Genomic DNA, 22,328 nt, shown 5'->3' with positions numbered 1-22,328 from the left:
GCGGGGGGCTTTCCGCCCCCCGCACCCCCCGAGGATATTTTCCTGAAGAAGAATGAGGGAGGCGTCATGGCGCAGCGAAAGCAGATTCGCTGGCATATCGCGGTGTTTCTTGCGCCCGCGGTGCTGGTCTATACCGCCATCATGATCGTGCCGCTGTTCGGGACGCTGAACCTGTCGCTGTTCAATCTGGATCAGGGCAACCGGGTCTTTGTCGGCTTGCGGAACTTTGCCACGCTGTTTGGCGATCCGCGCTGGAGCGATGCGTTCTGGAATGCGCTGGGCAACAATGCCTGGTTCTTCGTCATCCACATGCTGGTGCAGAACCCGATCGGGGTGCTCTTGGCGGCGCTGTTATCCTCGCCGCGGTTGCGGGGGGCGGCGTTTTACCGGACGGCGATCTTTATCCCGACGATCCTGTCATTCGTGATCGTGGGTTTCGTCTGGAAGCTGATCCTGTCGCCGATCTGGGGGATTGCGCCCGGCATGCTGGACGCGGTGGGGCTGAAGGCCCTGTTCGCGCCCTGGCTGGGCAAGGAAGAATATGCGCTGACCACGCTGGCGCTGGTCTCGGTCTGGCAATTCGTCGGCATCCCGATGATGCTGATCTATGCCGCCTTGCTGTCCATTCCCGACGAGGTGATCGAGGCCGCCGAGATGGACGGCGTCACCGGCTGGGCGCAGTTCTGGAAGATCAAGCTGCCCTTGATCCTGCCCTCGATCGGGATCATCTCGGTCCTGACATTTGTCGGGAACTTCAACGCCTTCGACCTGATCTATGTGACGCAGGGGGCCTTGGCCGGGCCGAATTTCGCCACCGATATCCTGGGGACGTTCCTTTACCGGACCTTCTTTGGTTTCCAGTTGCAGATCGGCGACCCGCATATGGGGGCGACCATCGCCACGGCCATGTTCGGGATCATCCTTCTGGGCGTCTGCTTCTATCTGTTCGCCATCCAGACGCGGCTGCGCCGCTATCAGTTCTAGGGGTCCGATGATGAGCACCGCCCGCCATTCCCCCCTGCGCAGCCTTGCCGCACATGGCATCCTGCTGGGATATACGCTGATCGCGCTGTTTCCGGTCTTTGTGATCGTGGTCAACAGCTTCAAGAACCGCCGTGCCATCTTTGCCGATCCGCTGGCGCTGCCGAGCGCCGAGACCTTCGATCTGGTCGGCTACAAGACCGTCCTGGCGCAGGGAGATTTCCTGCAATATTTCCTGAACTCGATGACGGTGACGGTCGCCAGCCTGTTCTTCGTCTTGCTGTTCGGGGCCATGGCCGCCTTCGCGCTGTCGGAATACCGCTTTCGCGGCAATCTGCTGATGGGGCTGTATCTGGCGCTGGGGATCATGATCCCGATCCGGCTGGGGACGGTGGCGATCCTGCAATTGATGGTGGCCTCGGGGCTGGTCAATACGCTGACGGCGCTGATCCTGGTCTATACCGCGCAAGGGCTGCCGCTGGCCGTCTTCATCCTGTCCGAGTTCATGCGCGGGGTCTCCGCCGACCTCAAGGACGCGGGCCGCATCGACGGGCTGTCGGAATACCGCATCTTTTTCCGGCTGGTCCTGCCCCTGGTGCGCCCCGCCATGGCCACCGTCGCCGTCTTTACCATGATCCCGATCTGGAACGATCTGTGGTTCCCGCTGATCCTTGCGCCCTCCGAGGCGACCAAGACCATCACGCTGGGCAGCCAGGTCTTCATCGGCCAGTTCGTCACCAACTGGAACGCAGTTCTGGCGGCGCTTGGCCTCGCCATCGTGCCGGTTCTGGTCCTGTATCTGATCTTCTCGCGCCAGCTGATCCGCGGCATCACCGCCGGAGCCGTGAAATGATCGCCCCCTGCAAGGAGGAATGCCCATGGGCGCCCTGACGCTGACCCAAGTCACCAAATCCTTTGGCCGCACCGATGTGATCAAGGGGGTCGACCTGCATGTCGATGACGGCGAGTTCTGCGTCTTTGTCGGCCCCTCGGGCTGCGGCAAGTCCACGCTTTTGCGCATGATCGCCGGGCTTGAGGACGTGACCTCGGGCGATGTGGCGGTGGACGGGACGCGCATCAACGATCTGGCCCCGGCCAAGCGCGAAATCGCCATGGTCTTTCAAAGCTATGCGCTTTACCCGCATCTGACCGTGCGCGACAATATGGGGCTGGCGCTGAAGCAGGCGGGGGTGCCGAAACCCCAGATCGCGCAGGCGACCGACCGCGCCGGGGCCATGCTGGCGCTGGACGCGCTGATGGAGCGCCGCCCGGCCGAGCTTTCTGGCGGCCAGCGCCAGCGCGTCGCCATCGGCCGTGCCATCGTCCGGACGCCCAAGCTGTTTTTGTTCGACGAGCCGCTGTCGAACCTTGATGCGGCCCTGCGCGTGCAGACCCGGATCGAGATCGCAAAACTGCATCGCGACCTTGGCGCCACGATGATCTATGTGACCCATGATCAGGTCGAGGCGATGACGCTCGCGGACAAGATCGTGGTGCTGCGCGCCGGCCGGGTCGAACAGGTGGGCCGGCCGATGGACCTGTATAACGACCCCGACAACACCTTTGTCGCCGGCTTCATCGGCAGCCCGCAGATGAATTTCCTGAAATCTGGCAAGCTGGGCCTGTCCTCGGAGACGCTGGGCATCCGCCCCGAGCATCTGTCGCTGGACCATGGCGCAAGCATGGAGCCCGGCCGCATCCCCGGCCGTGTCAGCCATGTCGAGAAGCTGGGCGGCGAGACGCTGGTCTATGTCCATACCGAGGATCACGGGCTGCTGACCGTGCGGCTCTTCGGCGAACAGGATTACGCGGTCGATGAGGCGGTCGGAATGCGGCTGGACCCGACGCGGGTCTTTCACTTCGACGCCGAGGGGAAACGCCTGCGCTGAGCCTCTCCCTCCGGCGCGGCTGAGGGCCCCCGCCACGGATCAGCGTGGCGGGGGTTTCCCGTTTTCAGGCCTCGTGGCGGGCCAGCGCGGCCAGCTTGGCCTCGGCCTCGGGGTCGATCTCCAGCCCGCCGGCGGTGGCGCCGGCCTCGGGGTCGTTATAGACCGAAACATCCATCTTGCCCTCGCCCTTGGCGACGATGACGCTGACCACCGCGTCGCCGGTGATGTTCACCGCCGTGCGGATCATGTCCATCAGCCGGTCGACGCCAAGGATCAGGGCGATGCCCTCGATCGGCAGGCCCACCTGCGTCAGCACCATGGTCAGCATGACCAGACCTACGCCCGGCACGCCCGCCGTCCCGATCGAGGCCAGAACCGACATGGCGATGACGGTCAGGTAGCCGCCAAGACCCAGATCGACGCCATAGACATTGGCCAGAAACACCGTCGCCACGCCCTGCATGATGGCGGTGCCGTCCATGTTGATCGTGGCGCCCAGCGGCACCGTGAACGAGGCCACGGAATTGTCGACGCCCATGCGCTCGGTCACGCAGCGATAGGTGACGGGGATGGTGGCGTTTGAGCTGGCGGTGGAAAAGGCGAAGATCTGCGCCGGGCGGATCTTGGTGATGAAGGTAAAGGGGTTCAGCCCCGACATCAGCTTCAGGATGATCATCAGCGTCACGAAGAGATGCAGGAAAAGCGCGCTGGTCAGCGTGACCACATAGGCCAGAACCGGGATGAACAGCTCGATCCCTTCCTTGGCGAAGACCTTGGCGATCAGGCAGAAGACGCCGTAAGGCGCAAAGCTCATGACAATATCGACGATCTTCATCGCCAGTTCGTTCAGATATTCGCAGGCCCGCGCGAAATCGGCCGAGCGTTCGCCCAGCATCAGCGCGGCGACGCCCACCACGATGACGTAAAAGATGATCTGCAGCATGTCGCCGCTGGCCATGGCCGCGACCGGGTTCGAAGGCACGATATTGGCAAAGACCTGCCAGACGGTCGGCGCATCGGCGGTCTTGACCAGCGAGGCGTCCACCCCCTCCATCACGAAACCCTTGCCCGGCCCGATCAGGATGCCCAGCACGATGGCCGTGGCGATGGCGATGGCGGTGGTGGCGATGTAAAGCACGAAGGACTTGCCGCCGACCCGGCCCAGCACGCGGATATCGCCGATCCCCAGCACGCCGCAGATCAGCGAAAACACCACCAGCGGCACCACCAGCATCTTCAGCCCGTTCACGAAGGCCGCGCCGACCATGCTGAACAGCCCGTCCACCAGCCAGCCGTTCAGGCTGGCCGAGCCGAGCATGTTCAGGATGATCCCGACGATCAGCCCACCGGCCATGCCCAGCATGATCTTGGTCGTCAGCGACATGCCGCCGCCGGATTCGCTTGTGTCTGACATCTTTCCCAAACCCCGCTGTAAAAATACCTGCATCTGGCGCGGGGCCGGGCCGGTCCAGCCGGATAATGCTCCGGTGCGGCAGCACCCGCGTGAAATCCGATTGCACGGCTCGCCTGACCCAAGGTCAAGCCCCCACGCGGTTTCAGGCCGGGAAATGATGAATTTCGGGATGGGTTTCCGGCGATTCTGCCGGATTTTCGGCAGCTTGCCGAGGCTCTGCGCCGCGATGCGGCGAATCGCGCGCGGGTTGCAGCGGGGCGGTTGGCGGGGCGCCCGGCGGGTCTCAGATCACCAGCACGCCCGCATGCTTGGCCTTGTGTTCCGGCTCGACATGGATGGTGATCATCGCGTCCGGCAGCTTGGCCTTCAGCGCCTGTTCGATCCGGTCGCAGATGTCATGGGCGGCATCGACGGTGGTCTGGCCGTCCACGACCAGATGAAAGTCGATGAAGGTGCGCGGCCCGGCGTGGCGGGTGCGCAGATCATGGGCCTCGAGCGCGCCGGTCGCCTTGTCCGAGATGATGGCGCGGATATCGTCCAGCGTACCATTGTCCACGGCCTCGTCCATCAGCCCCGAAAGCGAGGCGGTCATCACCTTCCAGCCCGACCACAGGATATTGACGGCGACCAGCGCTGCCAGCGCCGGGTCCAGAACCGCCCAGCCGGTCACGACGGCCAGTGCCACGCCCAGCACCACACCGCCTGAGGAAATCACGTCCGACAACAGGTGATGCCCGTCCGCCACCAGCGCCGGCGAGCGCAGCCTGCGCCCGCGCGAGATCAGCACCCAGCACCAGATCGCGTTCAAGACGCTGGCAAAGCCATTGACCAAAAGCCCCTCCAGCGGCGCCTCCAGCATCCTCGGGGCCAGAAAGCCGTGCCATGCCTCGCGCAGGATCAGCAGCGCGGCGACGATGATCATCACCCCCTCCAGCACGGCGCTGAAGAATTCGGCCTTGTGGTGGCCGTAAGGGTGGTCGCGGTCGGCGGGGCGGGCGGCGATGCGGATGGCGATCAGCGCCGCGACGGCGGTGGCGACGTTGACGATGCTTTCCATCGCATCCGACATCAGCGCGACCGAGCCGGTCAGCCACCAGGCAAAGGTCTTCAGCGCCAGCACGACAAGGCCGACCAGAATGCTGCCGATGGCGATCTTTTCGGTTCTGGACATGGGCGATTCCTTTGTGTCGGAGCCTTGGACTGGCCTTCTAGACGCCAAGCCGGCTGATCGCCAAGGGGGCGAGGGGGCGAAAATCCGGCAAAAATGCCGCCTGCGTGCCGATCCGGGCCATGCTACCGACAATCGCTCGCAACTGGGCCTGCAATCTGGGCACGCAACTGCCGCCTGTCACGGGCGTGGACGCGGAATGGAAAACGGGGACCTTTCGGCCCCCGCTTCCTGTTCCTTCCGCCGGGCTTACTCCGCCGGAACCGCCGCCAGATCCTCGACCTCGGCGATCGGGTGTTTCAGATGCGGCAGCATCTCTTTCGGGCAGACCTGCAGGAAATTGGCCTTTGCTTCGGCCCAGTTCTGCAGGATCTCCTCGGCCCGGCGCGAGCGGGTTTCCTTGCAATGCCGCTCGACCAGATCTTTCAGCTGCGCTTCCCAATGGGATTGCGTCACCGGGCACAGGATCAGCGTTTCGGCGTTGATATAGTCGCGCGCCACGCCCTCGGGGTCGTAAAGATAGGCCATGCCCCCGGTCATGCCGGCGCCGAAGTTCGCGCCGATGCGGCCCAGGATCACGGCGACACCGCCGGTCATGTATTCGCAACCATTGCTGCCGCAGCCCTCGATCACCACCTTGGCACCCGAGTTGCGCACGCCGAACCGCTCGCCCGCGCGGCCGCAGGCGTAAAGATAGCCGTCGGTCGCGCCATAAAGCACGGTATTGCCGATGATCGTGTTCTGATCGGCGACCAGCGGGCTGCCCATCGGCGGGCGCACCACGATGGTGCCGCCCGACAGGCCCTTGCCCACATAGTCATTGGCGTCGCCCGAGACCTCGATCTTGAGCCCCGGCGCGGCAAAGGCGCCCAGCGACTGGCCCGCGCTGCCGGTCAGGCGCACGGTCAGGTGGTCGGGCTGCAGCTTGTTGCGCATCCCGAACTTCTGCACGATCATCGAACTGGTCCGCGTGCCGATGGTGCGCAGGGTGTTCCTGACCGCATAGCTCAGCTGCATCTTTTCGCCATCGGTAAAGAACCGCTCGGCATCGCGGATGATCTCCGCGTCCAGCGTGTCCGGCACCGCGTTGCGGGGCTTCGAACGATCATAGACGATCTTTTCCGACCCATCGACGGTGATCAGCAGCGGATTCAGGTCCAGATCGTCCAGCGACTTGTCGCCCCGGCTGACCTGGGTCAGCAGATCGGCGCGGCCGATGATCTCGTCCATGCTGCGCGCGCCGATGCTGGCGAGGATCTCGCGCACCTCGGTCGCATAGAAGGTGATCAGGTTCACCACCTTGTCGGCCGAGCCGGTGAACATGGCGCGCAGCTTTTCGTCCTGGGTGCAGACGCCCACCGGGCAGGTGTTCGACTGGCACTGGCGGACCATGATGCAGCCCATGGCGATCAGCGCGGCGGTGCCGATGCCGTATTCCTCGGCCCCCATCATCGCCGCCATGACGATGTCGCGGCCGGTGCGCAGGCCGCCGTCGGTGCGCAACGTGATGCGGTCGCGCAGACGGTTCATCGCCAGCACCTGATGCGCCTCGGTCAGGCCCATTTCCCAGGGCAGGCCCGCGAACTTGATCGAGGTCGCGGGGCTCGCCCCGGTGCCGCCGTTATGGCCCGAAATCAGGATGATATCGGCCTTGGCCTTGGCCACGCCCGCCGCAATCGTGCCGACGCCAGACGAGGCCACCAGCTTGACGGTGATCTTGGCGCGCGGGTTGATCTGCTTGAGGTCATAGATCAGCTGCGCCAGATCCTCGATACTGTAGATATCGTGATGCGGCGGCGGGCTGATCAGCGTGACGCCCTTGGTCGAATGGCGCAGCCGGGCGATCAGGTCGGTGACCTTCATGCCGGGAAGCTGGCCGCCCTCGCCGGGTTTCGCGCCCTGGGCGACCTTGATTTCCAGCTCTTCGCAGGCGTTCAGATATTCGGCGGTGACGCCGAAACGGCCACTGGCGACCTGCTTGATCTTGGCGCAGGGGTTGTCGCCATTGGGCAAAGGCTGGCTATGCGCCGGATCCTCGCCGCCCTCGCCGCTGTCGGATTTCGCGCCGATGCGGTTCATGGCGATGTTCAGTGTCATATGCGCCTCGGGCGAGAGCGCCCCCAGGGACATGCCCGGCGTCACGAAACGCTTGCGGATCGAGGTGATCGATTCCACCTCTTCCAGCGGCACCGATTTGCCCAGAGGCTTGATGTCCAGAAGATCGCGCAGATGGATCGGCGGGTTCGCCCGCATGGTGGCGGTGAACTGCTTCCAGACATCATAAGAGGCCTTTTCGCAGGCCAGCTGCAACAGCCGCATGGTGTTGGCTTCCCAGGCGTGCTTTTCGCCCGAGCGCCGCGCCTTGTAAAAGCCGCCCACCGGCAGCAGCTCTGCCACCGGGCTGTGGAAGCCCTTGTGGTGAACATCCTCCAGCTTGGCTTGCAACCCGTGCAGGCCGATGCCGGAGATCCGCGACTGCATGCCGGGGAAATATTCCGCGACCATGGCGCGCGACAGCCCCACCGCCTCGAAGTTCAGGCCGCCGCGATAGGACGACAGCACCGAGATCCCCATCTTGGCCATGATCTTCAAAAGACCCGCATCGATGGCGTCGCGATAGTTGCGCATGTTCTCGATCAGGCTGCCGCCGAGCAGCCCGCGCTCGATCCGCTCGGCGATGGTGTCCTGCGCCAGATAGGGGTTCACCGTGGTCGCGCCGCAGCCGATCAGCACCGCGAAATAATGCGGGTCGATGCATTCCGCCGAACGCACGTTCAGCGAACAGAAGGTGCGCAGGCCCTTGCGGGTCAGCCAGCTATGGACGGCGCTGGTCGCCAGGATCATCGGCAGGCCGATGCGGTCCGGGCCCAGTTTCTCGTCCGACAGCACCAGATGGCCCGCGCCCGAGCGCACGGCATCCTCGGCCTCGGCGCGGATGCGGGCCAAGGCCTCGCCCATCGCCTCGGGGCCGGCGCCATCGGCGAAGGTGCAGTCGATCTGCGTCACCGCATCGCCGAACATCCGCGTCATCTCGCCGAATTCGGCATTGGCGACGAAGGGGCTTTCCAGCACCAGAATCTCGGTCTGCGCCGAGGATTCGTCCAGCACGTTCTTGAGGTTGCCAAAGCGCGTCTTCAGGCTCATCACCCGGGTTTCGCGCAAGCTGTCGATCGGCGGGTTGGTGACCTGCGAAAAGTTCTGGCGGAAGAAATGCGACATCGGCCGGTATTGCCCGGACAGCACCGCAGGCGGCGTGTCGTCGCCCATGCTGGCCAGCGCTTCCTTGCCATCCTCGGCCATGGGGGCCAGCATGGATTCGATTTCCTCGACCGTATAGCCGGCGGCGATCTGGCGGCGGCGCAGCGCGTCGCCGGTAAAGCTCAGCTTTTCGGGCAGGTCGCGCATGATGTCGTTCAGCTGCACGACCTTTTCGATCCATTCGCCAAAGGGCTGGCTGTTGGCCAGACGGTCCTTGATGGCGCGGTCGTGGTAAAGGCGGCCGTCCTTCATGTCGACGGCGATCATCTGGCCCGGGCCAAGCGCGCCTTTTTCGCGCACCTCGGCCTCGTTCACGGGGACCATCCCGGCCTCGGACCCGGCGATCAGCAGGTTGTCGGCAGTGACGACATAGCGCATCGGGCGCAGCCCGTTGCGGTCCAGACCGCCGCAGACCCAGCGGCCATCGGTCATGGCCAGTGCCGCCGGCCCGTCCCAGGGCTCCATCACGGCGTTGCAATAGGCATACATGTCGGCCCAGGCTTTCGGCATGTCGGTCGTGGCCTTGGACCAGGCCTCGGGGACCAGCATGGTCTTGGTCATCGGCGCCGAACGGCCCGAACGCACCATCACCTCAAAGACCGCATCCAGCGCCGCACTGTCCGAGGACCCGGCCGGGATGATCGGCTTGATGTCCTCGGCCCGCTCGCCAAAGGTGTTGCTGGCCATGCGGATCTCGTGGCTTTTCATCCAGTTCGAGTTGCCGCGCAGCGTGTTGATCTCGCCGTTATGGGCCAGCATGCGGAAGGGCTGCGCCAGCCACCATTGCGGGAAGGTGTTGGTCGAATAGCGCTGGTGATAGATGGCGAATGCCGATTCAAAGCGCTCGTCCTTGAGGTCGGGATAGAATTCCGCGACCTGCTCGGCCAGCATCATGCCCTTGTAGATGATCGACCGGCACGACAGCGAGGCAAAGTAAAGCCCCGCGATCTGTGCCGCGATGGCCGCCTTTTCGATGCGGCGGCGGATGATGTACAGCTCGCGCTCGAACTGTTCCTGATCGATGTCCTTTTCGCAGCGGATCAGGATCTGTTCGATCTCGGGGCGGGTGGCATTGGCCTTTTCGCCCAGAACGGCGGTGTTCACGGGCACATGGCGCCAGCCATAGATGTAATGGCCCATGCGCAGGACCTCGGATTCCACGATGGTCCGGCAGGCCTCTTGCTGGGCAAAGTTGGTGCGCGGCAGAAACGCCTGACCGACCGCGATCAGCTTGGACTGGTCGGGCTCATGGCCGGTGCGGCGGACCTGATCGTAAAAGAACGGCACCGGGATCTGGACATGGATGCCCGCGCCGTCGCCGGTCTTGCCATCGGCATCGACCGCGCCGCGATGCCAGATCGCCTTCAGCGCGCTGATCCCGGCCTCGACGACCTTGCGGCTGGCCTTGCCGCCGATATTGACCACCAGCCCGACGCCGCAGGACGAATGCTCGTCCTCGGTCCGATAGAGGCTGTGTTCCGCCATCCAGGCGCGGCGGGCTTCTTCCTTGGCTTGCCAGTCCATCAGATCAGTGCCTCCTTCAAGATCATAAGCTGCCGCAGCAGGGGGCTGGCTTCGTCGCCGCCCACCATCTGCAGGTCGCAATCATATTCGGGCCGGGTCGCGCCAAAACCGGACTGGCCGGGAAAGGCGAAAGTCACCGGGCTGTCGTTCACGTCCTGAACCGCGCCGGTCCAGTCGGTCGAATGCTCGATGCCGCCGTAAAAGCGGCCATGGCTGCGGCTGACGAATTGCTGGCCCTTGCGTTCGATCAGGACTTCGCCCGTCTCGCTGAATGTCGTGAGCTCGAACCGCGTCGTTTCCAGCGGCACGCCGTCGATGGTGACCTTGTCGCCCGGCAGCTCGTCATGGCCGACATGGTGCAGGCGCTGGCCGTCATCCGACTGGGTCCAGAAATCGAAATCGTCCCGCCCGGTCTGTAGCAGGGTCGAGAAGGACGCATGGTCATCCGCCTGATCGACCAGCAGGTCGGTCACGCCCTGAACAAGGTTCGTGCTTTCCAGCCAGCGCGTCTCCTTGTCTATCCGCGACTGATAGACCGGCCCGTCCGGGGTAAAGATGGTCACCCGCTGGTCGCCCGCCGCGTCCACCGAACAGCGATAATGCTGCGAGACGGTGCAGCCGCGGTTCTGGACGGTCATTTCCAGCTTGCAGCCCTGGGGCGGGGTGAATTCGGCGGCATGGCCGGGCAGGGCAAAAAGGGTCAGCAGCGCTGCCATGGCGGCCGGGGCCGTCGCGGAGCGCGCAACACGCAGCGCGCGCAGGCTGTGTCCGCGCGGTGGAGAGGTTGTGTACGCCTTGTGCATCGAAATCACCCCCCTATTCGGCGGCAACGCGGGCCGCGTCCGACAACCAGTTGGCGATGCTGTCGGCGGCCTCGCGGCCGTCGCGGATCGCCCAGACCACCAGGCTTGCGCCGCGCACGATATCGCCCACGGCATAGACGCCCGGCAGGCTGGTGGAATGGGTCTGGTAATCGGCCTTGATGGTGCCCCAGCGGGTCACTTCCAGCCCCTCGACGCCCCAAAGGCGCGGCAGCTCTTCGGGCTCGAACCCCAGCGCCTTGATGACCAGATCGGCCGGCTCGTCATAGTCGGCGCCCTCGATCAGTTCGGGCGACTGGCGGCCGCTGACATCGGGCGCGCCCAGACGCATCTTCTGCACCCGGACCGAGGCGATGGCGATGGGGTCGCCGTCCACGTCCACTTCCTGCGCCAGCATCGCCTCGCCGGTGACATGGCCGGCGAATGCGCCGGGTGCGGACATCCAGACGAATTCGACGCCCTCTTCCTCGGCATTCTGCACCTCGCGCTGCGAGCCGGGCATATTGGCGCGGTCGCGGCGATAGAGGCACTTCACCGATTGTGCGCCCTGACGGATCGCGGTGCGCACGCAGTCCATGGCGGTGTCGCCGCCGCCGATGACGACGACGCGCTTGCCGCGGGCGTTCAGCTCGCCATCCTCATAGTCGGGGATCTCGTCGCCCAGATCGACCCGGTTCGAGGCGGTCAGATAATCCAGCGCTCGCACCACGCCACGGGCGGCGGCATTGTCGATATCCAGATCGCGGGTCTTGTAGACGCCGGTCGCGATCAGCACCGCGTCATGCTTGCCGCGAATGGCGTCAAAGCTGATATCCTCGCCGACATTGGCGTTCAGGACGAACTCGACCCCGCCCTCGGCCAGCAGGGCGTTGCGGCGTTCCACGACGTGCTTTTCCAGCTTGAAGCCGGGGATGCCATAGATCATCAGCCCGCCGGCGCGGTCATGGCGGTCATAGACGGTGACCTGAAAGCCCATGCGGCGCAGCCGGTCGGCGGCGGCAAGGCCGCCGGGGCCGGCGCCGATGATGCCGATCGATTCCGCGCGCTCGGTCAGGGGGGTGACGGGGCGGACCCAGCCTTCCTCCCATGCGGTGTCGGTGATGTATTTTTCGATGGCGCCGATGGTGACGGTGCCGTGGCCGGACTGTTCGATGACGCAATTGCCCTCGCACAGGCGGTCCTGCGGACAGATGCGGCCGCAGATTTCCGGGAAGGTGTTGGTTTCCTGACTGCGCAGATAGGCTTCCTGCGTGCGCCCCTCGGCGGTCAGGCGCAACCAGTCGGGAATGTTGTTGTGCAGGGGGCAATGGCTCTGGCAATAGGGCACGCCGCACTGGCTGCAGCGGCTGGCCTGTTCCTTGGCCTTGGCATCGGCGAATTCGCGATAGATTTCGTGAAAATCTTCCGAGCGGGACGCCGCATCGCGTTTCTCGGGCATCTCGCGCCCGACGGTGACGAATTTGAGCATCTTTTGCGTGGCCATGGCTGCGCGTCCTTCGCTAACGAGAAGTGTCCAGAGCCTGATAAAACAGGCCGCAGTCAATGAAAAGTCAATAGTTCTGACCTATATGCGGGATTTTTCAGCCAAGCGCGCTATTTTTCCCCGAGAGACCCAGAAATTAGGTCAGATTAATTTACCTAAATCTGCTTATCGCCAGGCCGGGCAGGGAATCGGACAGTCCGTCACTGCACCACGCCGGCCCAGGCCAGCCCCAGCAGCAGCGCGCCGAAGACGATGCGATAGATCGCGAAGGCGGTAAAGCGGTGCGTGCGGATATAGCCCAGAAGCCATTTCACCGCGACAAAGGCCGTCACCATCGAGACCACAAAGGCGATGCCCATGCCGGTCCAGTCCTCGGTCCCGGCGCCGTCCTTGAATTCCTTGAGCAGCGCATAGCCGCTGGCCGCATACATGGTCGGAATGCCGACCAGAAAGGCGAACTCGGTCGCGGCGGCGCGGTTCGAGGTCCCCAGCAGCAGCGCGGCAAAAATCGTCGCGCCCGAACGCGAGGTGCCCGGGAACATCCCGGCTATGATCTGCGCGAAGCCGACGGCAATCGCCACCCTCCAGGTGATGGCCACGCGGTCGGGCTGCTTGTCGGCGACGCTTTCGGCCCAGATCATCCAGATGCCGCCGATGACCAGCGCCCATGCGATCGGGGTCACGGTCTCGGGCAGCTCAAAGCCCAGCTTCTTGACCACCAGCCCCAGCACGGCGGTGATCCCGAAAGCGGTCAGCAGCTTGAGCAGATAGTCGCGGTTGGCCGGATCGCGCCAGCCGGTGACCAGCCCCACCAGCCGCCGCCAATAGATCAGCGTGACGGCCAGAATCGCGCCGGCCTGAATGACGATGTTATAGGCGTCCGAACGCGCGCCCAGCCATTGCTCGGCCAGCAGCAGGTGTCCGGTGCTGGAAATCGGCAGAAACTCGGTAATCCCCTCGATAATCCCGAGGAGCACATCATTCACATAGGACAAGCCGTCTTTCCTTCAGAGAGAGCTGCGGCGGATCAATTGTCGCGCAGGTTCTTTGCCGAGGCGGTAATGGATTCATACTGCCCCGAGGGGCGGAAGCGCCACAGATAGGTGTCAAGAATCGCTGGCGCCGAAATTGGCGCGATCCCCAGATCGGCAAAGGTTTTTGCGCCATCGGCGACACGGTTGGGCAGGCGCAGGGTGCGGGCCTGATCCTTGGTCAGGATGCGGTTGGTCAGCAGACCGCCGGTGACGACCTGCCCCGCATCCAGGATCGAGCCCATCACCCCGGCCATCCAGTTCGGAATGCCGATGACGGCGCGGCGTCGGTCGGTTGCGCCCAGCACCTGCTGAGCTATGCCACGCATGGTGACGACATCGGGGCCGCCCAGCTCATAGATGCCCGGCCCGGCCTCGCCCGCGGCGGCCATGGCGGCGGCCTGCGCGACATCGACGACATAGACCGGCTGCACCTCGGTTTCCGCGCCGGGCACGAAAAGCACCGGCCCAAAGCGGGTCATCGCCGCGATGCGGTTGTAGAAATTGTCGTCCGGGCCAAAGATGATCGAGGGCCGCAGGATCGCGGCATCCGGACGGTGCTGCAGGACCAGCGCCTCGCCCCGGCCCTTTGAGGCGGCGTAATGGCTTTCGGAATTCGCGTCTGCCCCCAGCGCCGAGACATGCACGACATGCTTGACACCGGTTTCGGCGGCGATGCGGGCGATGCGGCCGGCGGCCTCTTCATGGATGGCGTCGAAGGTGTTCTTGCCCTCGCGCACCAGAATGCCCACGCAGTTGATGACCGCATCGGCATCGGCCATGCAGGCGCGCACCGACAGGTCGTCGCGGATATTGCAGGGCACCGGCTCGATCTGGCCCGGCGCGCCATAGGTGCGCACGACGCCCGCCTCGTTCGGGCGGCGGACGGCGACGCGGATGCGCCAGCCCTGCGCGGCCATCACCCGCGCGATCTGCCGGCCCAGGAATCCCGATCCGCCATAGATGGTGACAAGCTTGGCTGCGGACATGGCTCTCGCTCCCCTTGGTGGCGTGCTTACCGTTCAATAGCCAAGGCTTTGGGCAGCGGCAAGCCGTGGCTGCATGGCTGCGACGATGCGGTCGCCGACCCGCAGCGCATTTGCCGCAATTGTCAGGCTGGGATTGACCCCGTTCGAGGTCGGCATGAACGAGGAATCCGTCACATAAAGATTGTCCAGCCCATGCACCTTGCAGTCGCGGTCCAGCACGCTGCTGCGCGGATCGTCGCCAAAGCGCAGCGTGCCGCAGGGATGGGCAAAGTTCAGCTCGGGCGCGATGCTGGTGAACATGGCGCGATGCGGGCGAAATGCCTGCCGCATCGCCTTGCGGAACGCGGCGCGGCGCTGCTGCAATTCATCTGAGATATCATAGTGAAAGCGCAGCCGGTCGCCGTCCTCGGGGTCGGGCAGCACGCGGTTATGCGCATAGGGCAGGTCCTCGAGCACGCCGACGAACAGTTTCGCATGACCCATGGCCTTGGCCGCCAGCCAGGCCGGAAGGCGCAGACCATGCCGCAAGGGCCGCAGCTTGCGCAGCGGCGAATGGGCGAAATGCTTGTTCATCGTGTAAAGGATTTCGCCGAATCCGGCAGTCAGGCCCATGGATTGCACGGTGCCGAAGCGCTGCCCTTCGACGAAATACAGATCGCGCATGCTGATCGAGCGCGAAGCCCCGCTTTCGCCCGCCGTCTTGCCGGCCCAGATCGCGATGATCTCGCTTAAGTGGAACATCAGGTTGCGGCCGACCAGATCGTGACGGTTGCCCAGGCCCTCGGGCCAGTATTCGCTGGTCGAGCGCCGCATCAGCGTCGGCGAGGCAAGACCGCCCCCGGCAAGGACATAGCGCTTGGCGCGCAGGGTCAGGGCCTGGCCGTCGCGCTGGCAGGTCAGGCCAGTGACGGTGCCGGCATCTGCCTCGATCCGGGTGACGGTGCAGCGGTCAAGAAGCGCCGCCCGGCCGGTCTCGAGCGCAGGCAGAACCCCGGCAGAGCGCCCGTCCATCTTGCAGCGGCGCGGGCAGCGCCGGCCAAAGCAATTGTCGCAGCCCGGCACGAAGCGCGCCGCCATATGGGTGCGATAGGGGTGCATCCCGGCGCGGCGCAGATCCGCGATCAAAGCGGCATCCGAGGCGGGCAGGGGCGGCAGCGGCGGCAGGATCGCGGCACCCTCGGGGGCCAGCGGATCGACCTCGCCGTTGATATGAAAGGTCTTTTCGGCCAGCTCGAACCAGGGTTTGAAGGCGTCATAGCCGATGGGCCAGCCACCGGTCGGATGCGGATGGGTGGCGGTCGATTCAAGGTCGTGACGCTCGGGACGTTCCAGCGTCGCGGCATAAAAGGCCGATGTGCCGCCGACCCCTGCGCCGATCATACCGTCCAGCTCGCACCATTTGCCGTCGAGTTCGGCCTCGAGCAGGCGCGGCCAGGCGCCATTGGCCAGTCGGGCCTCGGGGGTACGATCCGCGATATTCAGCGCGTCCAGCGCCGCATCGCCCAGATCTGGGCCCTTTTCGACGAACAGCACCGACAGCCCGGCTTCGGCAAGGCTGCGGCCAATCACCCCGCCGCCGACCCCGGTTCCGATGACGATGGCATCCCATTCGCGTGACGAGAGGTCGTCCATGGCAAATCCGTTCGTCGATACAATCATCACAAAGCGCTAATCATCAATCGTTTATAGATATTCCACGGTGGTGCAGAAAGCTACCGGAAAGGACAGATTGCTGGCTCGGCGGATGGCGGAACGGCCCTGCCAGATGCGTTCGTCTTGGCGTACATGGTCTTCCGGCAAAAAAGATTGCGTTGCGGTGAAATTTCTTTTCGACCCCTGTTGACACCCTCTGCGGCTGGCCTTAATCACCCCGCTCACACCACCTGCCCAGGTGGCGGAATTGGTAGACGCGCACGGTTCAGGTCCGTGTGCCGCAAGGCGTGGAGGTTCGAGTCCTCTCCTGGGCACCATGACAAAAACCGCACGATCCCAAAGGGTTCGTGCGGTTTTTGCATTTTCCCGCATGCCACTCTCGCTGCCCGTTGTCGCTGGCCGGACGGGCCGCTATGGAGCCGGCAAGCCCACCCGGCCCGGCCGCCACAGCGGGCCAAGGGGCGGGTGCGACAAGCTCGAGCAGACAAGGAGGCCGGGCATGATTCGACGTTATGGACCGCCGCCCGGACCGCAGAACTATCGCCTGCGCCCCGGTGCCTATGCCGTTCTGATCCGGGACGGGCAGGCATTGCTGACTTTTCAGCTTGCGCCCAACCCCGAATATCAGCTGCCCGGGGGCGGGATCGACCCGGGCGAGTCGCCTCTGGCCGCCTTGCACCGCGAGGTCTATGAGGAAACCGGTTGGGCGATAGGCGCCGCGCGGCGGCTCGGCGCCTATCGCCGCTTTTGCTATATGCCGGAATATGGGTTTTGGGCGGAAAAGCTGTGCAGCATCTGGCTGGCGCGGCCGATCGCGCGCCGGGGCATGCCGCTTGAACAGGGGCACGAGGCGCGCTGGCTGCCGCTGGCCGAGGCCGGGTCGCAGCTGCCGGAACCCGGCATGCGGGCTTTTTTCCGGCTGGCGCTGGCGCGGTCGCGGATGTGATGCCAGCCTCTGCCGCGCTTCGATGTCGGGCATGAACACTCAAAGGGCGCGTTCGTTCTGAAGGCCTCGCTTTGTGGCGATGTCCGATCCTGGATCGCAAACAGATGCGGTCCAGGGCGGGCGAGCCGTAATGCCAAGCCATTGTGCCGATCATGGCCGACGAGTCGGGCGCGACACCGCTGATCAAGCGCAATCGAAGCCGCGCGAGAGACTGCCCCATTGACCGTATGCGCGATATGCGGCGCCGTCGCGTTGCGCGTTTTCCCGCCCACATCAAAGGCTTCCGCAGCATCGCCCTGCGCGTCGAGACGACGCCTGCAACGCTTAGCGCCAATTTCTCCACGACATCCGCAACGGCCCCGATTGCGGAGATGAAGGCGCCGCCTAGTCCCATGCGTCCTCGCTTTCGCTGCGTCTTTCGATCAGGACCGCCGAAACATCATCATTGCGCCGGCCTTGCGCATAATGTGCCGCCGACCAGCAGATCGATTCCAGCAATGCGTCGCCCCGCAGCGTGGCGTTGGTTCTCAGGATTGCCTGCAGCCCCTCCTCGCCAAGGGTTTCGCCGCGAGGGTTCTCGGTTTCGGTCAGCCCGTCGGACGAGATGAACAGGCGGTCGCCCGCTTCAAGGGTCAGAAACACCTCCTCGTATTCGGCATTGGCGAAAACCCCGACCGGCAGGCCGCCACGGCCGATCCGTTCGATCTGGCCGCTGGCACGCTGCAGCACCGGATAGGGGTGCCCGGCCTGCACCAGCCGGACATCGCCACTGAGGAAGTCCAGATCGGCATAAACCATGGTGAAATAGGAATCGGTGCGCAGCTCGTTGATCATCAGCGCGTTCAGCTCGTGCAGGATCTCCAGCGGCGGGCGGGCGTCGTAAAGCCCCAGTTCGGTGATTCGCAGCGCGATATTGTGATCCGTGGCACCCGACAGCAGCGCCGCCAGTCTTGCGCTGAGCAGCGCCGAGGCGATGCCATGCCCCGAAACATCCAGCGCGAACAGCCCGACCCGACGGGCGTTGATCGGGAAGAACCCAACCAGATCGCCACCGATATGGCCCGCCGGCCGCATCAACAGCGACAGGTCGAATGTGCCGAACCGGCCATGGCTTTCGCGTACGAGACCCTGTTGCAGGCGCTGCGCCTCGCGCATGTCGCGATCGATCGCGGCCTGCGTCTCGCGCAGCTGGTCAAGCGTCTGCTTGAGCTGCGCATTCGCATTGCGCAGGCTCTGCTCCATCCGCAGGATTCGCTCGCTTGCGGACAATCGCGCCAGCAATTCTGCGCCCGAGACCGGCTTTGTCAGGAATTCGTCCGCCCCCGCTCGCAGCCCCTCGGCAATGTCCTTTTTATCGTTGCGCGAGGTCAGCAGGATGAAATAGCCGTATTTGTCGGATTGCATGTTGCGGAACTGGCGGCAGAAATCGAGGCCGCTTTGACCCGGGATGATCCAGTCCGAAATGACGATATCGGGCCGCCGTTCAAGGCAGATCGCCATCGCCTCTTCGCTGGTTGCGGCCTCGATCACATGATAGCCGGCACGGATCAACTGTACCGCGAGTGTGCGCCGCTGCGCCCGGCTGCTGTCGACAAGCAGAACCATCCGCGAGTTTCGCGGCACGGATGTCAAAGCCTGGCGATCGACGATCATCATGCGCGAGATTTATCCTGTGATGACTGAAGGTTCCGTTAATCCGGAAAATTTTCGCGATTAACCTGCCGTCGACGATTTTGCTGTTAAGCTGCGGGAACGATTCTGCCGAAGGTTGTCCATGCTGGATTGGGACCGCATCAGTGAGTTACGCGGGGAAGTCGGCGACGCCGAATTTCAGGTGATTCTGGAGATGTTTCTCGACGAGGTCGAAAGCGCGATGATGCGGCTGTCGGCGAAAGATCCGAAGCGGCTGGAAACCTCGCTGCATTTCCTCAAGGGTTGCGCGTGGAACCTTGGCTTCTCGGCCTTTGGCGGCTTGTGCGACGAGGAGGAGCGTCGCGCCGCCGATGGCCATGCCGAGGATGTCGGCATAGACGGCTTGCTTGCCTGCTATTCCGAATCGAAAAAGGCCATGATGCGCGGGCTGGATGCCTCGCTGCGCCCGCTTCCCCGTGCCGAGGAAGCGTGAGCGCCTCAGATCAGGAATTCGGCCAGAACCGGGTCGCGGGTGATGTCGCGATAGCCGATGCCATTGGCCTCGAGCCGCTCGCAGATCTGGTCAAGGTTTTCGGGCGCCACCGTCTCGATCCCGATCAGGATCGAGCCGAAGTTGCGTGCCGATTTCTTGAGATATTCAAACCGCGCGATATCGTCGTCGGGGCCCAGCAATTGCAGGAATTCGCGCAGCGCGCCGGGACGTTGCGGCATGCGCAGGATGAAGTAACGCTTGAGGCCGGCGAAGCGCTGCGCGCGTTCCTTGACCTCGGGCAGGCGTTCGAAGTCGAAATTCCCGCCCGAGCAGATGCAGACCACACGCTTGCCGGCCAGATCGGGCATGTCCTTGAGCACATCGACAGCCAGCGCGCCGGCCGGTTCCAGCACGATGCCCTCGATATTGAGCATCTCGAGCATGGTGGCGCAGATGCGGTCCTCGGGGGCCAGATAGACCTGCGCGGGATCAAAGCGGCTCAGGGCGGCAAAGGGCAGGGCGCCGATCCGGGCCACGGCGGCACCATCGACGAAATTGTCGACATGCGGCAGCGTGACCGGGGCACCGGTCTGCAGTGCCTCGCGCAGGCTGGCGCCGCCCTCGGGCTCGGCAAAGGCCATGCGGGTCGCCGGGGAAAGCTCGGCCAGCAGGCGGGTGATGCCCGCCGCAAGCCCGCCGCCGCCGACCGGCATCACCACCAGATCGGGCGGCCCGTCCAGTTGGTCCAGCATTTCCGAACCGACTGTCGCCTGTCCCTCGATGATGTCGGCATCGTCAAAGGGCGACAGGAAGGTCGCGCCCTGCGCACGGGCGAATTCCTGCGCCGCCGCCAGCGTCTGGTCGAAATAATCGCCGGTCAGCACGATCTCGATGGCATCGCCGCCAAAGATGCGGGTCTTGTCGATCTTTTGCCGGGGCGTGGTCACTGGCATGAAGATCGTGCCCTTGGCGCCGAAATGGCGGCAGGCATAGGCCATGCCTTGCGCGTGGTTGCCGGCGCTGGCGCAGACGAAATGCCCCTGCGCCCCGCCCGCGATCTTGCGCATGGCGTTGAAGGCGCCGCGCAGCTTGTAGCTGCGCACCGGTGTCAGGTCTTCGCGTTTGAGCCAGATCTCGGCGCCGTATTTCGCCGAAAGGTGGTCGTTCTTCTGAAGCGGGGTCGGCTCGAAGAGGTCGCGCAGCGCGACCTCTGCCTGGCGAACAGAGGCGGCAAAGTTTTCCATGTTTCGCGAATGGCGCGAAAATCGCCGATTGGCAAGTGTTACCGGTTTTCGGCTGGCTCGGTATCGGGGGCCATATGCCGATAGATGGTGTTGAAGATCGAGATCGTGACCAGAAAGAACAGGATAAACGTGGCCCAGAGAAAGGTGCCATCAAGGAACATGACGGTATCGCTGAGGTAATATCCCTCGGCATCGGTCAGCAGCGGTGTGACCAGCATCTGCGACTTGATAAGCGCCCCCAGGAACAGGCCGCCCAGCAGGGCGACACCCCAGAGCGGGCGGGACATACGGGCCGTCCGGCGGAACGCCTCGGCGATATGGACCGGGTTCTGGACGGCGCGGCTGACCTGCACCGGCGACAGGCGCAGCGACAGCCAGATCGCCATGACCCCCGCAGGCAGGGCGGCGATCTCGGTCAGGATCATGGGCGCATCCAGCGCCCTCAGCAGGGCCAGCACGGGCAGGACCGCCAGTGCCGGCAGCCCCCAGGTCAGCAGCGGCAAAAACATCGAGACCACGAAATAGCCAAGGATCGGCTGCGTGTGCCAGCGCGGCAGGGCTTGCGCGGGTCTTTCGTCCATCAGCGTCAGCCGGTGCCAGCCGACCGCGCTCCATGCCGTGCCGATCATGCCGTGCCGATCATGCCGTGCCGATATAGACGGACAGCATGACGATGACGGCGGGGATGAGGCTGGCCGCACCGGGCGGCAGGCCCATCAGTTCCATCGCGTCCTGCGGGATGAAATTCTCGGCGCTGAAGAACGAGGGCAGTTGCAGCAGCCAGATCACCCCCATGATCGGCAGGAGCCATCGGCGGTTTCGGGCGATCTGGGTCAGCGCCTCGCGGATCACTCCCATGGCGGTGATTGTTATGTCGGCCTGCATCGGGACCTCGTGAGCGCGTCAAAGCCTGTTGCGTGATCTTGATCGGAAAGAGGCAAAAGGGTCGCCTGATCAGGCTGCGGGGCGCTGGACATAGGTTGCGTAAAGCGCGGTCAGCAGGCTGATGCCGAAGATGGCGGAAAGCAGGTTCACCAGCAGTTGCATCGCATAGAGTGCGGCAAGCGGCCCCGGCGCCAGCGCCCAGATCAGATGGGGCGCCAGCGCGATCTGCAAAATGCCATAGCCCGATCCGACAAGGCCGAGTGCCAGCGCGATCAGCAGGATCGTGGCAAGGCTGCCCTGTCCGGCGCGGGAATAGCCGCGCAGGGTCTCGCCGATGGCAAGTGCCGGCAACAGGCTGAAAAGCCGCAATCCGACCGTCAAGGTGAGGGTCGAGAGCACCAGCGATGCCAACAGGACGGCGATCAGCGGGTCCTCTGCCAGCGGCATCGCGTTCAGAAACAGGCCGATGACGAACAGGACGGCATAGCTGGCAAGAAGCACAGCCAGCCCCAGTGGAATCATCATCAGCCCATAGCCCAGCAACTCGCGCCAATGGATCCGGGGCACCCAGCCGAAGCGCTCGCCCATTAGCACATGGCGGTGGAAATTGACCGCCGGCCACAAGGCGCAAATGATCGCCCCGAGGCCGAAGGGCAGGATGACCAGCCCCTCGTGTAGCGCGGGCTCGGATATAAGGATCCAGATGGCCAAGCCCGCGATCAGGGCCAGAATCAGCGCCGGCAAGGCGAAAATGCGGATCGTCTGCCCGAAATCGGCAAAGATATTGCGAAACGCGGAACCAAGAATTCTTGCGGCGATCATGAACGGCTATCCCTTGTGAAACCTGAGTGATTATCGCGGCCGCGCCCCTTGTGACAAGGCGCGAATGGCCCTATCCCTGCGGCAAATCCACAGGG

General features: G+C 64.4%; 18 protein-coding genes and 1 tRNA gene. 6 read left to right on the top strand and 13 right to left on the bottom strand.

All coding sequences use genetic code 11. The annotated features are described in order from the left end of the window. The first annotated feature begins 66 nt into the window (after positions 1–66). The 3 genes from DFP89_RS02950 to DFP89_RS02940 are packed head-to-tail and all read left to right on the top strand — an operon-like array spanning position 67 to position 2,870. Positions 67–984 carry a carbohydrate ABC transporter permease gene (locus DFP89_RS02950; RefSeq protein ID WP_114348076.1) on the top strand — a complete coding sequence of 306 codons (918 nt, stop codon included), beginning with the start codon at positions 67–69 and terminating at the stop codon, positions 982–984. A gap of 10 nt (positions 985–994) precedes the next feature. Beyond that, positions 995–1,834, top strand: a complete 840-nt coding sequence (locus tag DFP89_RS02945) for a carbohydrate ABC transporter permease (RefSeq protein WP_114348075.1) — start codon at positions 995–997, stop codon at positions 1,832–1,834. 25 nt (positions 1,835–1,859) lie between these two features. Next, positions 1,860–2,870 (top strand): ABC transporter ATP-binding protein, encoded by a 1,011-nt coding sequence (locus DFP89_RS02940; RefSeq protein ID WP_114347899.1) that lies wholly within the window; start codon positions 1,860–1,862, stop codon positions 2,868–2,870. Positions 2,871–2,934: 64 nt separating this feature from the next. Here the strand turns inward: DFP89_RS02940 and DFP89_RS02935 are convergent, their stop codons facing one another. The 8 genes from DFP89_RS02935 to DFP89_RS02900 form a co-directional block, all read right to left on the bottom strand. Next, the gene (locus tag DFP89_RS02935) at positions 2,935–4,284 is read right to left on the bottom strand and encodes a dicarboxylate/amino acid:cation symporter (RefSeq protein WP_114347898.1); all 1,350 of its coding nucleotides are present in this window, start codon (positions 4,282–4,284) and stop codon (positions 2,935–2,937) included. 283 nt (positions 4,285–4,567) lie between these two features. After that, a complete protein-coding gene (locus DFP89_RS02930; protein WP_114347897.1) occupies positions 4,568–5,455 on the bottom strand; it encodes a cation diffusion facilitator family transporter in 888 nt (295 codons plus the stop codon). A gap of 246 nt (positions 5,456–5,701) precedes the next feature. After that, a complete protein-coding gene (gene gltB, locus DFP89_RS02925; RefSeq protein WP_114347896.1) occupies positions 5,702–10,234 on the bottom strand; it encodes a glutamate synthase large subunit in 4,533 nt (1,510 codons plus the stop codon). Beyond that, positions 10,234–10,950, bottom strand: coding sequence for a hypothetical protein (locus DFP89_RS02920; RefSeq protein ID WP_245948577.1), 717 nt, complete (start codon positions 10,948–10,950; stop codon positions 10,234–10,236). The genes gltB and DFP89_RS02920 overlap by 1 nt, the downstream gene beginning before the upstream one ends. Positions 10,951–11,050: 100 nt before the next feature. Further along, the gene (locus tag DFP89_RS02915; RefSeq protein WP_114347895.1) at positions 11,051–12,538 is read right to left on the bottom strand and encodes an NAD(P)-dependent oxidoreductase; all 1,488 of its coding nucleotides are present in this window, start codon (positions 12,536–12,538) and stop codon (positions 11,051–11,053) included. Between the two features lie 200 nt (positions 12,539–12,738). Then, complete coding sequence (locus DFP89_RS02910) at positions 12,739–13,524, bottom strand: undecaprenyl-diphosphate phosphatase (protein WP_245948583.1); 786 nt, start codon at positions 13,522–13,524, stop codon at positions 12,739–12,741. 41 nt (positions 13,525–13,565) lie between these two features. Next, positions 13,566–14,558, bottom strand: coding sequence for a complex I NDUFA9 subunit family protein (locus DFP89_RS02905; RefSeq protein ID WP_114347893.1), 993 nt, complete (start codon positions 14,556–14,558; stop codon positions 13,566–13,568). 33 nt (positions 14,559–14,591) lie between these two features. Then, complete coding sequence (locus DFP89_RS02900) at positions 14,592–16,190, bottom strand: GMC oxidoreductase (protein ID WP_114347892.1); 1,599 nt, start codon at positions 16,188–16,190, stop codon at positions 14,592–14,594. Between the two features lie 253 nt (positions 16,191–16,443). Between DFP89_RS02900 and DFP89_RS02895 the strand changes: the two genes are divergently transcribed. Both DFP89_RS02895 and DFP89_RS02890 read left to right on the top strand, forming a co-directional pair. Further along, a tRNA-Leu gene (locus DFP89_RS02895) sits at positions 16,444–16,528 on the top strand. 182 nt (positions 16,529–16,710) lie between these two features. Then, the gene (locus tag DFP89_RS02890) at positions 16,711–17,157 is read left to right on the top strand and encodes an NUDIX domain-containing protein (RefSeq protein WP_114347891.1); all 447 of its coding nucleotides are present in this window, start codon (positions 16,711–16,713) and stop codon (positions 17,155–17,157) included. Between the two features lie 384 nt (positions 17,158–17,541). Here DFP89_RS02890 and DFP89_RS02885 read toward each other — a convergent pair whose 3' ends face one another. Then, the gene (locus DFP89_RS02885; RefSeq protein WP_114347890.1) at positions 17,542–18,813 is read right to left on the bottom strand and encodes a PP2C family protein-serine/threonine phosphatase; all 1,272 of its coding nucleotides are present in this window, start codon (positions 18,811–18,813) and stop codon (positions 17,542–17,544) included. A gap of 118 nt (positions 18,814–18,931) precedes the next feature. On the opposite strand from DFP89_RS02885, the gene DFP89_RS02880 reads away from it, so the two are divergent. After that, the gene (locus DFP89_RS02880; RefSeq protein ID WP_114347889.1) at positions 18,932–19,282 is read left to right on the top strand and encodes an Hpt domain-containing protein; all 351 of its coding nucleotides are present in this window, start codon (positions 18,932–18,934) and stop codon (positions 19,280–19,282) included. Positions 19,283–19,287: 5 nt separating this feature from the next. On the opposite strand, the gene ilvA is transcribed toward DFP89_RS02880, so the two are convergent. From ilvA to DFP89_RS02860, 4 genes are all read right to left on the bottom strand, one after another. After that, entirely contained in the window at positions 19,288–20,526 is a 1,239-nt protein-coding gene (ilvA, locus tag DFP89_RS02875) for a threonine ammonia-lyase IlvA (protein ID WP_114347888.1), read from the bottom strand. A 38-nt stretch (positions 20,527–20,564) separates the two neighbouring features. Then, on the bottom strand, positions 20,565–21,155 hold the full coding sequence (locus tag DFP89_RS02870) for a hypothetical protein (RefSeq protein ID WP_114347887.1): 591 nt from the start codon (positions 21,153–21,155) through the stop codon (positions 20,565–20,567). Positions 21,156–21,165: 10 nt separating this feature from the next. Next, entirely contained in the window at positions 21,166–21,411 is a 246-nt protein-coding gene (locus DFP89_RS02865) for a hypothetical protein (RefSeq protein WP_114347886.1), read from the bottom strand. 69 nt (positions 21,412–21,480) lie between these two features. Then, complete coding sequence (locus tag DFP89_RS02860) at positions 21,481–22,233, bottom strand: hypothetical protein (RefSeq protein ID WP_114347885.1); 753 nt, start codon at positions 22,231–22,233, stop codon at positions 21,481–21,483. Positions 22,234–22,328 lie beyond the last annotated feature (95 nt).

This window comes from Paracoccus lutimaris (assembly GCF_003337565.1).
GTDB lineage: Bacteria > Pseudomonadota > Alphaproteobacteria > Rhodobacterales > Rhodobacteraceae > Paracoccus > Paracoccus lutimaris.
The sequence above is the reverse complement of the archived record's forward strand: the minus strand, read 5'-3'. Positions and strand labels throughout refer to the sequence as shown.

Coding starts and splice junctions, on each gene's coding strand:
- DFP89_RS02865 (WP_114347886.1), bottom strand. CDS start 21,411: ATGCAGGCCGACATAACAATCACCGCCATGGGAGTGATCCGCGAGGCG.
- DFP89_RS02870 (WP_114347887.1), bottom strand. CDS start 21,155: ATGATCGGCACGGCATGGAGCGCGGTCGGCTGGCACCGGCTGACGCTG.
- DFP89_RS02920 (WP_245948577.1), bottom strand. CDS start 10,950: ATGGCAGCGCTGCTGACCCTTTTTGCCCTGCCCGGCCATGCCGCCGAA.
- DFP89_RS02890 (WP_114347891.1), top strand. CDS start 16,711: ATGATTCGACGTTATGGACCGCCGCCCGGACCGCAGAACTATCGCCTG.
- DFP89_RS02905 (WP_114347893.1), bottom strand. CDS start 14,558: ATGTCCGCAGCCAAGCTTGTCACCATCTATGGCGGATCGGGATTCCTG.
- DFP89_RS02860 (WP_114347885.1), bottom strand. CDS start 22,233: ATGATCGCCGCAAGAATTCTTGGTTCCGCGTTTCGCAATATCTTTGCC.
- ilvA (WP_114347888.1), bottom strand. CDS start 20,526: ATGGAAAACTTTGCCGCCTCTGTTCGCCAGGCAGAGGTCGCGCTGCGC.
- DFP89_RS02880 (WP_114347889.1), top strand. CDS start 18,932: ATGCTGGATTGGGACCGCATCAGTGAGTTACGCGGGGAAGTCGGCGAC.
- gltB (WP_114347896.1), bottom strand. CDS start 10,234: ATGGACTGGCAAGCCAAGGAAGAAGCCCGCCGCGCCTGGATGGCGGAA.
- DFP89_RS02885 (WP_114347890.1), bottom strand. CDS start 18,813: ATGATGATCGTCGATCGCCAGGCTTTGACATCCGTGCCGCGAAACTCG.
- DFP89_RS02935 (WP_114347898.1), bottom strand. CDS start 4,284: ATGTCAGACACAAGCGAATCCGGCGGCGGCATGTCGCTGACGACCAAG.
- DFP89_RS02900 (WP_114347892.1), bottom strand. CDS start 16,190: ATGGACGACCTCTCGTCACGCGAATGGGATGCCATCGTCATCGGAACC.
- DFP89_RS02915 (WP_114347895.1), bottom strand. CDS start 12,538: ATGGCCACGCAAAAGATGCTCAAATTCGTCACCGTCGGGCGCGAGATG.
- DFP89_RS02945 (WP_114348075.1), top strand. CDS start 995: ATGAGCACCGCCCGCCATTCCCCCCTGCGCAGCCTTGCCGCACATGGC.
- DFP89_RS02930 (WP_114347897.1), bottom strand. CDS start 5,455: ATGTCCAGAACCGAAAAGATCGCCATCGGCAGCATTCTGGTCGGCCTT.
- DFP89_RS02940 (WP_114347899.1), top strand. CDS start 1,860: ATGGGCGCCCTGACGCTGACCCAAGTCACCAAATCCTTTGGCCGCACC.
- DFP89_RS02950 (WP_114348076.1), top strand. CDS start 67: ATGGCGCAGCGAAAGCAGATTCGCTGGCATATCGCGGTGTTTCTTGCG.